The following is a 12075-nucleotide window of genomic DNA, read 5'->3' on the forward strand; positions in this document are numbered from 1 at the left end:
AGAGTATAAGATCACACCCAGATCGGTCGGTCAAATCCTCTTAACATTGCTTCAAAACGTTCACGATCTCGCCCTGCATTTTTCTCGGCCTTATGCCTTATTAAGGGACTTTCCTCAAAATTGTTTTTCATTCGACTCTCCCCCAGGCTCGATGCCCTCCCCTTGCCTCATCCGGCGGTTTAACATATCTCACTGATTATGTTATTTTATTTACCACTTTATTGCGGCAACCAAGGGCAGACCATGAGCAAGGCAAGAATCGGTATCGTCACCGTCAGCGATCGCGCCAGTGCAGGCATCTACGAAGATCTCTCCGGCAAGGCCATCATCGACACCCTGAACGCCTACCTGACCTCGGAATGGGAGCCCGTCTATCAGGTGATCCCCGACGAGCAGGATCAGATTGAGGCGACCCTGGTTCGGCTGGTGGACGAGGAGCAGTGCTGCCTTGTCGTTACCACGGGGGGCACAGGGCCGGCGAGGCGGGATGTGACCCCGGAGGCCACCGAGGCGGTGTGCGATCGCATGATGCCGGGCTTTGGCGAGCTGATGCGGGCCGAGTCCCTCAAGTTCGTGCCGACCGCCATCCTGTCGCGCCAGACCGCCGGCCTGCGCGGCAGCTCGCTCATCGTCAACCTACCGGGCAAGCCCAAATCGATCCGCGAGTGCCTGGATGCGGTCTTCCCCGCCATTCCCTACTGCATCGACCTGATGGAAGGGCCCTATCTCGAGTGCGACGAGGCCATCATCAAGCCGTTCCGCCCGAAGAAATAAGCACTGGGCGGGGATTTCCCCCGCCCTTTGCTCATTTGCGCCCATACACCTTGACCCCTGCCCTGCTCCCTTCCGAATTGCCGTACACCTCGATGCGCTTGATGCAGAGCCGGCTGCCGAGTGATTGCCACCCCGACTCCTGATCCTCTTTCAACACCTTGTCGAAATAGAGGGTCTTGCTGCGATCGTTGCCGTAGAACACCTTGACCCGCTCTAGGGTCAACTCCCGCCCTGCCTTGACCATGATGGATTTGGTCGGCCGGCAGGCGAGCATGGGAATGATGGCGGGATGATCGCCGACCCCGAGCAGAATGGTCTGCCCCAAGCGGATATCCTCGTCGGCCATGGCCGGGGGAACAGCAGCCCCCAGCAGCGCCATGGGTACGCAGATGCGCAACGCGCGGGCAAGAGTGGACGAGGAGTGAAGGGAAAACAGCGCTGACATGATGCCTCCTGAAAAAAGGAGTCATGATAAGGGCCCGATGCCAGACCCAAGCTGTACTGGCCCTGTACCAGGGGCCATGACAATGGCCGGAGGCCCGTGTGGGTAACGGGGGCCTGGGCCCCCGTTACCCCTGCTGGACGCGCTAACCGCCCCACATGGCCGACAGCCGCGACTCCATGGCCTCTTCCTGCTCATCCGGCAGCTCGGTGAAGAAGTCGAGCCCGGTCTGCTCCTCCACCTCATCCACCGTCACCACATAGTCCGCCAGCCTGCTGGCCGAGACGTTCTCTTGCGGCAGGATGAAGGCGATGGCCCGCTTGCCCGCCAGATCCATCACCACCCGGTAGTAGGCGTGGGGCACGGTCACGCCGTTGCCGATGGCGCCATCGGAGTGGGTGAAGATGGGGCCGGTGATCACCTGCACGCTCTTGTAGGTGATGGCCCACTGCCGGGTCTTCTCCTCCAGGATGCGCCAGGCCCCCTGGTTGAGCGCCGGCAGTTGCGGGGTCATGTTGGTCAGCAGGAAGCTCTGCTTCATGGTGTTGGCGGTGGAGCGCATGTCCGCCGCCGGTGCCTGGTGGCCGCGGTCATAGCCCGAGCCCTTGTAGTCCGACAGGGTGGCGCGAAACTGCACCGGCACCTCCTTGTCCTCGGCGAAGGCATCCTTGCGCGGCACCTGGCCCTGGGCGCTGGCGGCCGTCATCCGGTAAGAGACCCAGTCAGAGACCTTGGTGTCGTAGTTGTACCCGGCGGCATAGCCCTCCCGGCACAACAGCTGACTGGATTGACCGGGTACCCCCAGGGTAACGTGCTCCCCGCACTGGAATCCCGCCGCCAGGCTCGGGAAGGTGGTGAGAGTGAATCCGATAACCAGAACTAATTTATTGATATTATTCATTATTATACCACTCCTTGTGTTAGGCGGAGTGATTTGACACCAGGTCGGACGAGTAAGGCAATCGCACAAATAGCGAGCAATTCAGAAATGTGAAGAGGACGGCAAAACCGCAAACAAGGCGCCGCCAACCGGGGGATTGTCATCCCGCCGTCACTGTGCTGAGAGGGGAATTTCTCCAGCACTATCAGAGGGATAAGGGGTCAACACCGAGGCACCCTGTCAGCACAGCGCCCGGCTCCCACCACGCACGCCCCTGGCCGGGTCAGGGAATATCGAAAAAATCCCAACGAAATAAGGGATCCTCAAGCCCGATAATTAGTCCGCGCTTGTTTGCTCGAGATCAAACGGAGCCATGAAAAGCCCTCTAGAATCAGCCCGTCATCTATTTGGGGCGCCATAAAAGGGGGCCGTTCATTGCAAAAATGCCCGCAGGATTTCTCCTTCATGAATAAGCGGGCCCCGTTGCCGGAATACATCATGGCGCCTCCTCATGCCACGCTTCAAATAACGATGACGACAGACCTTTCATAACAATTAATCCGGTCTGGCACCGCGTACCCTGCGTTTCCAACGATGCCATTGACGAGGCCTTCATGCCGGAAGGCCAGGAATGGCTGTGCTTTTCAATCAGGATAAGGATGCATGATGAAAAAGTCCCTGCTGGCTGGCGCCCTGCTGCTCTGCCCTGCCGCCTTTGCCACCACCACACACTGGGAATACAGCGGCGAGGCCGGCCCGGCGAGATGGGCCAGCCTGACCCCGGAATATGGCCAGTGTGCCGGTAGCAACCAGTCGCCGGTCAACCTCTCGGGTCTGGTGAAGGCCGATTTGGCCCCCCTGCAGTTCCACTATCAGGCGGGTGGCAAGACGCTGGTCAACAACGGCCACACGGTGCAGGTCAACTATGCCCCCGGCAGCACCCTTGAGCTCGACGGCATGCACTTCGAACTCAAGCAGTTCCACTTCCACGCCCCCAGCGAAAACCTCATCGAAGGCAGGTCCTACCCCCTGGAGGGTCACCTGGTCCATGCCAATGACAAGGGGGAGCTGGCGGTGGTCGCCGTGATGTTCGAGCCGGGCCAGGCCAATGGGGCCCTGAGCCAGGCCTGGCAGGTGCTGCCAGCCAAGGCGGGGGAGATCCATGCCTTCAAGGAACCCATCTCGGCAGAGCAACTGCTGCCCGCCCAGCACGACTACTACCGCTTCAGCGGGTCCCTGACCACCCCACCCTGCTCGGAAGGAGTGCGCTGGCTGGTGATGAAGGAGCCGGTCCAGGCCAGCCAGGCCCAGATCGATGCCTTCAAGGCGGTGATGCACCACCCCAACAACCGCCCCGTCCAGCCTCTCAACGGGCGACTGGTGCTGGAATAAGGGGGTTATCTCACCGATTCGCGCAATAAAAAGAGGGCCTATTGGCCCTCTTTTGCATCTTTCGCAAAGGTGTTTACAGGCTGGCAGCGATGCGTGCCCCCAGCGCGGCGTTGTTCAGCACCAGCTGGATATTGGCCGCCAGGGAGTTGCCACCGGTCAGCTCGCACACCCGGGCCAGCAGGAAGGGGGTGGACTCCTTGCCCTTCACCCCCTGCTCGTCCGCCTCACGCAGTGCCTGGGCAATGGCGGCGTCGATGTCGGCCTTGGGCATGGCAAACTGGGTCGGGATCGGGTTGGCCACCACGGCGCCCCCGGCCAGCCCCAGCTCCCACTTCAGACGCAGCGCCTCGGCGATGGCCGCCGGGCTCTCCAGGCGGTAATCCACCTTGAAGCCGCTCTCCCGGGTGTAGAAGGCGGGCAGCTCCTCGGTCTGGTAGCCGATCACCGGCACCCCCTGGGTCTCCAGGTACTCCAGGGTCAGACCGATGTCGAGGATCGACTTGGCTCCGGCGCAGACCACGGCCACCGGGGTCTGGGCAAATTCCTGCAGGTCGGCCGAAATGTCGAAGGTCTCCTGGGCACCGCGGTGCACGCCGCCGATGCCGCCGGTGGCGAACACCCGGATCCCGGCCATGGCGGCGATGATCATGGTGGAGGCTACCGTGGTCGCCCCCAGCCCCTTGTTGGCCAGCACGAAGGGAATGTCGCGGCGGCTGCACTTGGTGGCGGCATGACCGGCCCGGCCCAGCGCCTCCAGCGCCCCCTCATCCAGACCCACCTTGAGGCGGCCATCGATGATGGCGATGGTGGCCGGCACGGCGCCGTTGTCGCGCACCACCTGCTCGACCTGGCGCGCCGTCTCCACGTTCTGCGGATAGGGCATGCCGTGGGAGATGATGGTGGACTCCAGGGCCACCACCGGCTTGCCGGCGGCCAGCGCGGCGGCAACTTCAGGTTGGATATCGAGGTAAGCGTTCAACATGGGTACTCCTCCAGCATGCGTTCAACGGCGGCCTTGGATAGGCCGGAAAAGACGGTATCGGAACAATTGACGGTGAGGGCGGCGCAACCGAGGGCGAACCGGGTTGTCTCCATGATGCCCTGCTCCTGCAACCAGGCGTGGGCCAGCCCTGCCATGAAGGCATCGCCGCCGCCGGTCACGTTGACGACCGGGCTGCCGAGCACGGGCAGATGGCCCTGGCAGGCCCCGTCGCTATAGAAGATCCCCTGATCGCCGAGGCTCAGGAAGAGCCGCTGCACCCCGGCGCGGTGGAACCAGGCCGCTGCCATGGGCCAGGTGTCGGGCCCGCCGATGGTGAAGCCGCACAGCTGCTCCGCCTCGGTGCGATTGGGTTTGAGGGTGTGGATGCGGTGCAGCCAGGGGCGGATCTTCTCCACCTTGGCCACCGACACGGTGTCCACGAAGATGATGTGCTCCCCCTGGCGCTCGAACAGCCAGTCCAGGGTGTGGGTGGCGAGGTTGGTGTCGAGCACCCAGAGCCGGGCCGCACCGAGAAAACCGCTCAGGGGGGTGAGCCGGGCCGGGGTGAGCTGCTCGATGATCCCCATGTCGTTGACGGCGCAGCTCATCTCGCCGCTGCCATCGTGCAGGCTGAGATAGCAGGAGGTCGACTGACCCTCCAGTACCAGCACCTGGCGCACGTCGACCCCGGCGCGCTGGCTCACCTCCAGCAGGTGGTGGCCGTATTGATCGTTGCCCACCGCAGTCAGCAACCGGGTGTCGGTGCCAAGGCGCGCCAGGTTCTCGGCGATGTTGCGCCCTACCCCGCCGGCGGAGGTGCGTACCCGGCCCGGGTTGGAATCGCCGATGCGCAGGTTGTCGTAGCTGCAGCCACAGATATCCATGTTGGCGCCGCCGATCACTACGGCGTAGGGGCCTTCGCGCAGCACATAGCCGCGCCCCTGCACATAGCCCTGGCGCATCAGGCTGGAGATGTGGCTCGCCAGCGCGGAGCGGCTGATGCCGAGCCTGTCCGCCAGCTCCTGCTGGGCAATCATGGGATCCTGGCGCAGCAGGGCGAGGATCTCTTGCTCACGTTCCGTCATAGACAAACATCCAGTTACAAACGTTTGTCCATTATTTCCGAAAAACGTTTTCCCGCCATCCTCTCGTACAAGAAATGTCGAGTCGCGCACAAAAAATCACCGGGCAGTGCCCGGCGATCACAACATGGTTTTCAGATGGGCCACTCACCCCAGCTGTACCCAGACCTCGCTCCCCTCCAGCTGCACCGGCCAGCAGGCGACGCTCAGGGCAGGATCGTCCAGACAGCGACCGTCCATCAGGGCGTAGCGCTGCTTGTACAGCGGCGAGGCCACCACGGGCTCCCCACCGGCATCCCCCACCAGGCCACGCCCCAGCACGGCGACGCCGGCCAGGGGGTCCACCCCGTCCAGGGCATAGACATGCTCCCCGAGGCGAAACAGCGCCAGTACCCGCCCCTCCAGCCAGGCGCTGCGCCCCCCCTGCTCCGGCAGCGCCGCCAGCTCGCACACCCGGTGCCACTGCCCGCAGAGCTGTGCATCGTCCTTGTCATCCTTCATACCACCTCCTTGATACTGATGGCGGGTGTGCAACCCGTTGACCCCGCTCATACCACCTCCTTGACAGCGATATCCGGCACCCACTGCCCCCGCTCCTCACGGCGCGGCGGCGTCTCGTCCTCGGGCCGGTTGACGAAGGCCTCGAACAGCTTGAGCTTGTCCGGATCCGCCAATGTGCTCTTCCACTCGCACTGCCAGGTGCCGACGATCCCCTCCATCATGGCCTCCAGCTCGGCACCGATGCCGAGCCTGTCCTCGATGATCACCGACCTGAGATAGTCGAGCCCCCCTTCCATGTTCTCCATCCAGACCGAGGTGCGTTGCAGCCTGTCCCCGGTGCGCACATAGAACATCAGCAGCCGGTCGATGTAGCGGATCAGGGTCTGCTCGTCGAGATCCGTGGCAAAGAGGTCCGCGTGGCGCGGCCGCATACCGCCGTTGCCACACACATAGAGGTTCCAGCCCCGCTCGGTGGCGATGACGCCGATGTCCTTGCTCTGGGCCTCGGCGCACTCCCGGGTGCAGCCTGAGACCGCAAACTTCAGCTTGTGTGGTGCCCGCAGCCCCTTGTAGCGGTGTTCCAGGGTCTGGGTCAGGGTCATGGAGTCCTGCACCCCGTAACGACACCAGGTGGAACCCACGCAGGACTTCACGGTGCGCACCGACTTGCCGTAGGCCTGACCGGTCTCGAAGCCTGCTGCCACCAGCTCGCCCCAGATGGCGGGCAGCTGGTCGACCCGGGCGCCGAAGAGATCGATGCGCTGGCCGCCGGTGATCTTGGTGTAGAGGCCGTACTTGCGCGCCACTTCGCCGATGGTGATGAGCCCCTCCGGGGTGATCTCCCCCCCCGGGATGCGCGGCACCACCGAATAGGTGCCGTCCTTTTGCAGGTTCGCAAGGAAGGCGTCGTTGGTATCCTGCAACGCGCGGTGGGGCTTCTCCAGCACGTGCTCGTTCCACAGCGACGCCAGGATGGAGGCCACCGTCGGCTTGCAGATGTCGCACCCCAGCCCCTGGCCATGCTTGTCCCGCAGCGCCTCGAAGCTCTTCAGCTCGCCCACCCGTGCCAGGTGATAAAGCTCCTGACGGCCGTAGGCGAAGTGCTCGCACAACCCCTTGTCCGCCTCGACGCCAAGGTCCGCCAGGGTCTGATCCACCACCTGCTTGAGCAGGTTGCTGCAACCGCCGCAGCCGGTGCCGGCCTTGGTGCAGCTCTTCACCGCCGACAGCTCGTGATTGCCCGCCCGAACGGCGGCCACCACGTCCCCTTTGCTCACGTTGTGGCAGGAGCAGAGGATGGCGCTGTCCGGCAGCACCAGGGGCGCGGGAACGGCCCCTGCCTCCCCCACCAGCAGGGAGAGCGGCGGCTGGGGCAGCACCACCCCGTTCTGGTAGTACTGCAGCAGCCGCTCGTAATCGGCGCCGTCCCCCACCAGGATGGCGCCGAGCAGGCGGTTGCCCTCGCCGTCGGTCACCAGCTTCTTGTAGATGCCGTTGACCCTGTCCAGCAGCAGCAGCTCCTGGGCGCCGGCGGTGGCGGCGTGGGCGTCGCCGATGGAGCCCACGTCCACCCCCATCAGCTTGAGCTTGGTGGACATGTCGGCCCCGATAAAGCGGCTCTCGCCGCCGCACAGGCTGGCCACGGCGGCCCGGGCCATCTGGTAGCCGGGGGCCACCAGGCCGAAGATGCGCCCCTGCCAGAGCGCGCACTCGCCGATGGCGAGGATGGCGGGATCCGAGCTGTGGCAGCCGTCGTCGATGCAGATGCCACCGCGCTCCCCGACCACCAGCCCGGATTGGCGGGCCAGGGTGTCGGCGGGGCGGATCCCCGCCGAGAACAGCAAGACGTCAGTCTCAATGTGAGTGCCGTCCTTGAAACGCAGGCGATGACGGGCCTGCTCCCCCTGCTCGATGCACTCGGTGGCCTTCTCCACCAGCACCTCGACCCCGAGGGCCTGGATCTTGTCCCGCAGCACGGCGCCGCCGCTCTCGTCGAGCTGCACCGGCATCAGCCTGGGGGCGAACTCCACCACCTGGGTCTTGAGGCCGAGCAGGCGCAGGGCGTTGGCCGCCTCCAGCCCCAGCAGGCCGCCACCGATGACCACGCCGCTGCGGGCCTGGGCGCAGGCATCGCGGATGGCGGCGAGATCTCCCAGGGTACGGTAGACGAAGCAGCCCTCCCGCTGATGACCGGGGATGGGGGGCACGAAGGGGACAGAGCCGGTCGCCAGCACCAGACGGTCGTAAGGGAACTGCTCGCCGTTGGCCAGCGTCAGGGTGCGGGTGGCCCGGTCGAGCACCTCCACCTCGGCCCCCAGCCGCAGCGCAATGCAGCTCTCTTCATACCAGGCGGGATCCGCCATGCGCAGGGCCTGGGGTGCCTTGCCGCCGAATACCTCGGAGAGGTGCACCCTGTCGTAGGCGGCGTCAGGCTCGGCGCCAAACACCGTCACGTCGAACCGCTCGAGGCCGCCCGCCGCCACCAGCTGTTCGACGAAGTGGTGACCCACCATGCCGTTGCCCACCACCAGCAGCCGTTGCTTTGCGGTCTGTTCGGCGGAACCACTGTTCTGGCGACCGAGCAGGCCCATGCCGTCCTCTGTCACCCACTGTTGCTCTTTGTCAGTCATGTCTCTCTTCCTTGAATCCGGCGGGCTCAGGCGCGCAGCTTGCTGCGCACCTGCCCGGCTGCCTTGAGGGGGGTCACCTTGCGTTGCTTCTCGTAGAGGAAGCGCAGCACCTGCTGGCGCAGCTTGTGGTAGTGGGGATCGTCCGCCAGGGCGACCCTGTCTCTGGGCCTTGGCAGGTCGACGGTCAGGATCTCTCCGACCGTGGCGCTGGGGCCATTGGTCATCATGACGATGCGATCGGAGAGCAGCACCGCCTCGTCCACGTCGTGGGTGATCATGATGACGGTGTTGCCAAGCTCCGCCTGGATCGCCATCAGAGCATCCTGCAGATGGGCCCGGGTCAGGGCATCGAGGGCGCCGAACGGCTCGTCCATCAGCAGCACCTTGGGGGAGAGCGAGAGGGCGCGGGCGATGCCGACCCGCTGCTTCATCCCCCCCGACAGCTCGTGGGGCATCTTCTGGCTGGCGTGATCCATCTGCACCAGGGAGAGGTAGTAGTCCACCCGCTCCGCCACCGCCCGCTTGTCAGACTCCACCTGGGCCACCGCCAGCGCCACGTTCTGCTGGACGCTGAGCCAGGGCAGCAGGGCGTGGTTCTGGAACACCATGGCCCGCTCGGGCCCCGGGCCCGCCACCTCGCGACCATCGAGAATGATGCCCCCCAGGGTCGGCTCCAGCAGCCCGGCCACCAGGTTGAGGACGGTGCTCTTGCCGCAGCCCGAGTGACCGATGAGGGAGACGAACTCCCCCTTCTCGATGCGCAGGTTGACCCGACTCAAGGCCTCGAAGCTGCCCTGCTCCGTCTCGAACGAGATGCCGACGTCGCTTATCTCCAGATAACTCTTCATTGGCTCTTCTCCTGCCTGAATAGAAATGTGATTAACGCAGCACCTGGCGCTTGTCCCAGGACAACCACTGCTGCAGGGCCAGCATGCCCCTGTCCAGGGCGCAGCCGATGAGGCCTATGGTGATCACCGCCACCATGATGCGGGCCAGAGACGCAGAGCCGCCGCTCTGGAACTCGTCCCACACGAACTTGCCGAGCCCCGGGTTCTGGGCCAGCATCTCCGCCGCGATCAGCACCATCCAGGCCACCCCCAGCGACAGGCGCAGGCCGGTGAAGATCATGGGCAGGGCGCCGGGCAGCACGATGCGCCGCACATGGGTCAGGAACGACAGGCGCAGCACCCGGCTGACGTTGTGCAGATCCCGGTCCAGCCCCGCCACCCCCACCGCCGTGTTGATCAGGGTCGGCCAGAGGGAGCAGAGGGTCACCGTCAGGGCCGAGGTGAGGAAGGACTTGGCGAGCCAGGGGGTGGGGCTGGCGTAGAGGGCGCTCACCACTAGCGTGATGAGGGGCAGCCAGGCCAGCGGCGACACCGGCTTGAGCAGCTGGATCACCGGGTTGGCGGCGCGATAGAGCCCCTGGTTCATGCCGAGCAGCACCCCGCACGGGATGGCGATCAGGGTCGCGAGGCCAAAGCCGCACAGCACGGTGAGCAGGCTGGTGGCTATCTGATCGAAGAAGGTGGGGCGCCCGGTGTAGGGGCGCAGCTTCACCTCGGCCGCCGGATCCTCCGCCAGCCTTGCCGCATTGCGCGCCTGCTGGCGCTCGAGGAAGGCCGCCGCCTTCTCCCGCTCCTGCAGATGCTCCTGCCCGAGGGACCAGAGCTGGCTGGCGGTGGCGAGCGGTCCGGGCAGGGTGCCCAGACTGGTCTGCACCTGGCTCGCCCCCCACTGCCAGAGGCCGAGGAAGAGCAGCACGCCGAGCAGGGGCTGCACCATGACTTTCCAGTTGACGGCTTTCAAATGGATGAGGGGCCACGTGTGTCGTTTCATTGCGCTCTCCTTGCTCATTGCACCCGCTCATCGCCCTTGAGGCCGATGGCGAACTGCTGCAGATAGGCGTTGGGGTGGCGGCCGTCATAGATGAGGCCGTCGATGAAGCCATCCTGGGGGCCGCGATAGCCCTGCTCGCTGGCAAAGTCGGGGAAGTCGGTGGCCTTGAGCTTGCCCTCGGCGATGAGGGCCTCGGCGGCCTGGCGATAGACGCCCGGTTGATAGACCGCCTTGGCCACCTGCTCGAACCAGGCGTCCGGCTTGGCCTCGGGGATCTGGCCCCAGCGCCGCATCTGGGTCAGGTACCAGATGGCGTCCGAGTAGTAGGGATAGGTGGCGTGGTGGCGGAAGAAGACGTTGAAATCCGGCACCTGGCGCTTGTCCCCCTTGCCGTACTCGAAGGTGCCGGTCATGGAGCTCGCGATCACCGCCTCGTCGGCCCCCACGTACTCGGGTTTGGCCAGCATCCTGGCCGCCTCGCGCCGGTTGCCGTTCTGCTGTGCATCCAGCCACCAGGCCGCCCGCAGCAGCGCCTTCACCAGCCGGACATGGGTGTTGGGGTGGCGCTCGGCCCACTGCCGGGTGACGCCGAACACCTTCTCCGGGTTGTTGCGCCAGATCTCGTGATCCGTGATGACGGGCACCCCTATGCCCCTGGCGACCGCCTGCTGGTTCCAGGGCTCCCCCACGCTGTAGCCGGCGATGGTGCCCGCCTCCAGGGTGGCGGGCATCTGGGGCGGCGGTGTCACCGACAGCAGCACGTCCGCCTGGCGCTGGCCCGAGTTGTCGCCGAGTGTGGGCGCATAGAAGCCGGGGTGCAGGCCGCCTGCGGCCAGCCAGTACCTGAGCTCGTAGTTGTGGGGGGAGACGGGGAACACCATCCCCATGTTGAAGGGCTTGCCCGCCTGGCGGTAATCCGCCACCACAGGCTTGAGGGCGGCGGCGCTCACCGGCGGCGGCACCTGGCCCGCCTGCGGTCTGGGCAGCTGGGGCGCCATGGCGGCCCAGACGCTGTTGGCCACCGTGATGGCGTTGCCGTTGAGATCCATGGCGAAGGCCGTCACCAGCTCGGCCTGGGTGCCAATGCCGATGTGGGCCGCCAGGGGCTGACCCGCCAGCATCTGGGCGCCGTCCAGCTCGCCGTCGATCACCCGATCCAGCAGGATTTTCCAGTTCGCCTGGGCCTCCAGGGTGACGTAGAGTCCCTCGTCCTCGAAATAGCCCCGCTCGTAGGCCACCGCCAGCGGTGCCATGTCAGTCAGCTTGATGAAGCCGAGCCTGAGCTCCTCCTGCTCCGGGGCTCCCAGTGCCAGCACCGGCAGCGACAGCGCCGCCAGCAGCAGCCCCGCACATCCTTGTCGTCCGTTCATTCCAGTCCCTCACTCGGTTCACTCTTCCCGGCGGCCACGCCACGCTCCTGGGGGTTGCAGCGCCACCTCGTTGCAGCGCTGCGACCCGAAAGGCGAGTCGCGACCAAAAAAAAGGTTCTTCGCGGGATCTTGGGGAAGTGGAAGTTGACAGACAGGGTGCTGGTAAACTGGCTGTCTCCAAAC

The 12075-nt window shown here is 65.2% G+C and carries 11 protein-coding genes; 2 read left to right on the top strand and 9 right to left on the bottom strand.

Translation table 11 applies throughout. The features are described 5' to 3' along the window. The first annotated feature begins 243 nt into the window (after positions 1-243). Positions 244-774, top strand: coding sequence for a molybdopterin adenylyltransferase (gene mog, locus OKB81_RS16135; protein ID WP_039040332.1), 531 nt, complete (start codon positions 244-246; stop codon positions 772-774). A gap of 31 nt (positions 775-805) precedes the next feature. On the opposite strand, the gene OKB81_RS16140 is transcribed toward mog, so the two are convergent. After that, a complete protein-coding gene (locus OKB81_RS16140; protein WP_103255340.1) occupies positions 806-1153 on the bottom strand; it encodes a DUF2541 family protein in 348 nt (115 codons plus the stop codon). A gap of 208 nt (positions 1154-1361) precedes the next feature. Further along, positions 1362-2117, bottom strand: a complete 756-nt coding sequence (locus OKB81_RS16145; RefSeq protein WP_160837614.1) for a DNA/RNA non-specific endonuclease — start codon at positions 2115-2117, stop codon at positions 1362-1364. A 645-nt stretch (positions 2118-2762) separates the two neighbouring features. Here OKB81_RS16145 and OKB81_RS16150 point away from each other — a divergent pair. After that, entirely contained in the window at positions 2763-3488 is a 726-nt protein-coding gene (locus OKB81_RS16150) for a carbonic anhydrase (protein ID WP_160837622.1), read from the top strand. 73 nt (positions 3489-3561) lie between these two features. Here OKB81_RS16150 and OKB81_RS16155 read toward each other — a convergent pair whose 3' ends face one another. The 7 genes from OKB81_RS16155 to OKB81_RS16185 form a co-directional block, all read right to left on the bottom strand. Beyond that, positions 3562-4470 carry a pseudouridine-5'-phosphate glycosidase gene (locus OKB81_RS16155; RefSeq protein ID WP_101149942.1) on the bottom strand — a complete coding sequence of 303 codons (909 nt, stop codon included), beginning with the start codon at positions 4468-4470 and terminating at the stop codon, positions 3562-3564. Further along, the gene (locus OKB81_RS16160; protein ID WP_160837611.1) at positions 4464-5555 is read right to left on the bottom strand and encodes a PfkB family carbohydrate kinase; all 1092 of its coding nucleotides are present in this window, start codon (positions 5553-5555) and stop codon (positions 4464-4466) included. The genes OKB81_RS16155 and OKB81_RS16160 overlap by 7 nt, the downstream gene beginning before the upstream one ends. A gap of 144 nt (positions 5556-5699) precedes the next feature. Continuing rightward, positions 5700-6104: a nitrite reductase small subunit NirD gene (gene nirD, locus OKB81_RS16165; protein WP_234888591.1), complete on the bottom strand. Its 405-nt coding sequence runs from the start codon at positions 6102-6104 to the stop codon at positions 5700-5702. Beyond that, positions 6101-8683, bottom strand: coding sequence for a nitrite reductase large subunit NirB (nirB, locus tag OKB81_RS16170; RefSeq protein ID WP_202395089.1), 2583 nt, complete (start codon positions 8681-8683; stop codon positions 6101-6103). Before nirB ends, nirD begins: the two co-directional genes overlap by 4 nt. 26 nt (positions 8684-8709) lie before the next feature. Beyond that, positions 8710-9531, bottom strand: a complete 822-nt coding sequence (locus OKB81_RS16175; protein ID WP_010675449.1) for an ABC transporter ATP-binding protein — start codon at positions 9529-9531, stop codon at positions 8710-8712. Between the two features lie 31 nt (positions 9532-9562). Continuing rightward, positions 9563-10522: an ABC transporter permease gene (locus tag OKB81_RS16180; RefSeq protein WP_160837609.1), complete on the bottom strand. Its 960-nt coding sequence runs from the start codon at positions 10520-10522 to the stop codon at positions 9563-9565. 14 nt (positions 10523-10536) lie between these two features. After that, positions 10537-11892 carry a CmpA/NrtA family ABC transporter substrate-binding protein gene (locus tag OKB81_RS16185; protein ID WP_160837607.1) on the bottom strand — a complete coding sequence of 452 codons (1356 nt, stop codon included), beginning with the start codon at positions 11890-11892 and terminating at the stop codon, positions 10537-10539. Positions 11893-12075 lie beyond the last annotated feature (183 nt).

It is taken from the genome of Aeromonas sp. QDB56 (assembly GCF_027705505.1).
Classification (GTDB): domain Bacteria; phylum Pseudomonadota; class Gammaproteobacteria; order Enterobacterales; family Aeromonadaceae; genus Aeromonas; species Aeromonas caviae.

What these genes read in the sequence shown, in the direction of transcription:
- mog (WP_039040332.1), top strand. Translation starts at nt 244, where the DNA reads ATGAGCAAGGCAAGAATCGGTATCGTCACCGTCAGCGATCGCGCCAGT.
- OKB81_RS16140 (WP_103255340.1), bottom strand. Translation starts at nt 1,153, where the DNA reads ATGGCGCTGCTGGGGGCTGCTGTTCCCCCGGCCATGGCCGACGAGGAT.
- OKB81_RS16145 (WP_160837614.1), bottom strand. Translation starts at nt 2,117, where the DNA reads ATGAATAATATCAATAAATTAGTTCTGGTTATCGGATTCACTCTCACC.
- OKB81_RS16150 (WP_160837622.1), top strand. Translation starts at nt 2,763, where the DNA reads ATGAAAAAGTCCCTGCTGGCTGGCGCCCTGCTGCTCTGCCCTGCCGCC.
- OKB81_RS16155 (WP_101149942.1), bottom strand. Translation starts at nt 4,470, where the DNA reads ATGTTGAACGCTTACCTCGATATCCAACCTGAAGTTGCCGCCGCGCTG.
- OKB81_RS16160 (WP_160837611.1), bottom strand. Translation starts at nt 5,555, where the DNA reads ATGACGGAACGTGAGCAAGAGATCCTCGCCCTGCTGCGCCAGGATCCC.
- nirD (WP_234888591.1), bottom strand. Translation starts at nt 6,104, where the DNA reads ATGAGCGGGGTCAACGGGTTGCACACCCGCCATCAGTATCAAGGAGGT.
- nirB (WP_202395089.1), bottom strand. Translation starts at nt 8,683, where the DNA reads ATGACTGACAAAGAGCAACAGTGGGTGACAGAGGACGGCATGGGCCTG.
- OKB81_RS16175 (WP_010675449.1), bottom strand. Translation starts at nt 9,531, where the DNA reads ATGAAGAGTTATCTGGAGATAAGCGACGTCGGCATCTCGTTCGAGACG.
- OKB81_RS16180 (WP_160837609.1), bottom strand. Translation starts at nt 10,522, where the DNA reads ATGAAACGACACACGTGGCCCCTCATCCATTTGAAAGCCGTCAACTGG.
- OKB81_RS16185 (WP_160837607.1), bottom strand. Translation starts at nt 11,892, where the DNA reads ATGAACGGACGACAAGGATGTGCGGGGCTGCTGCTGGCGGCGCTGTCG.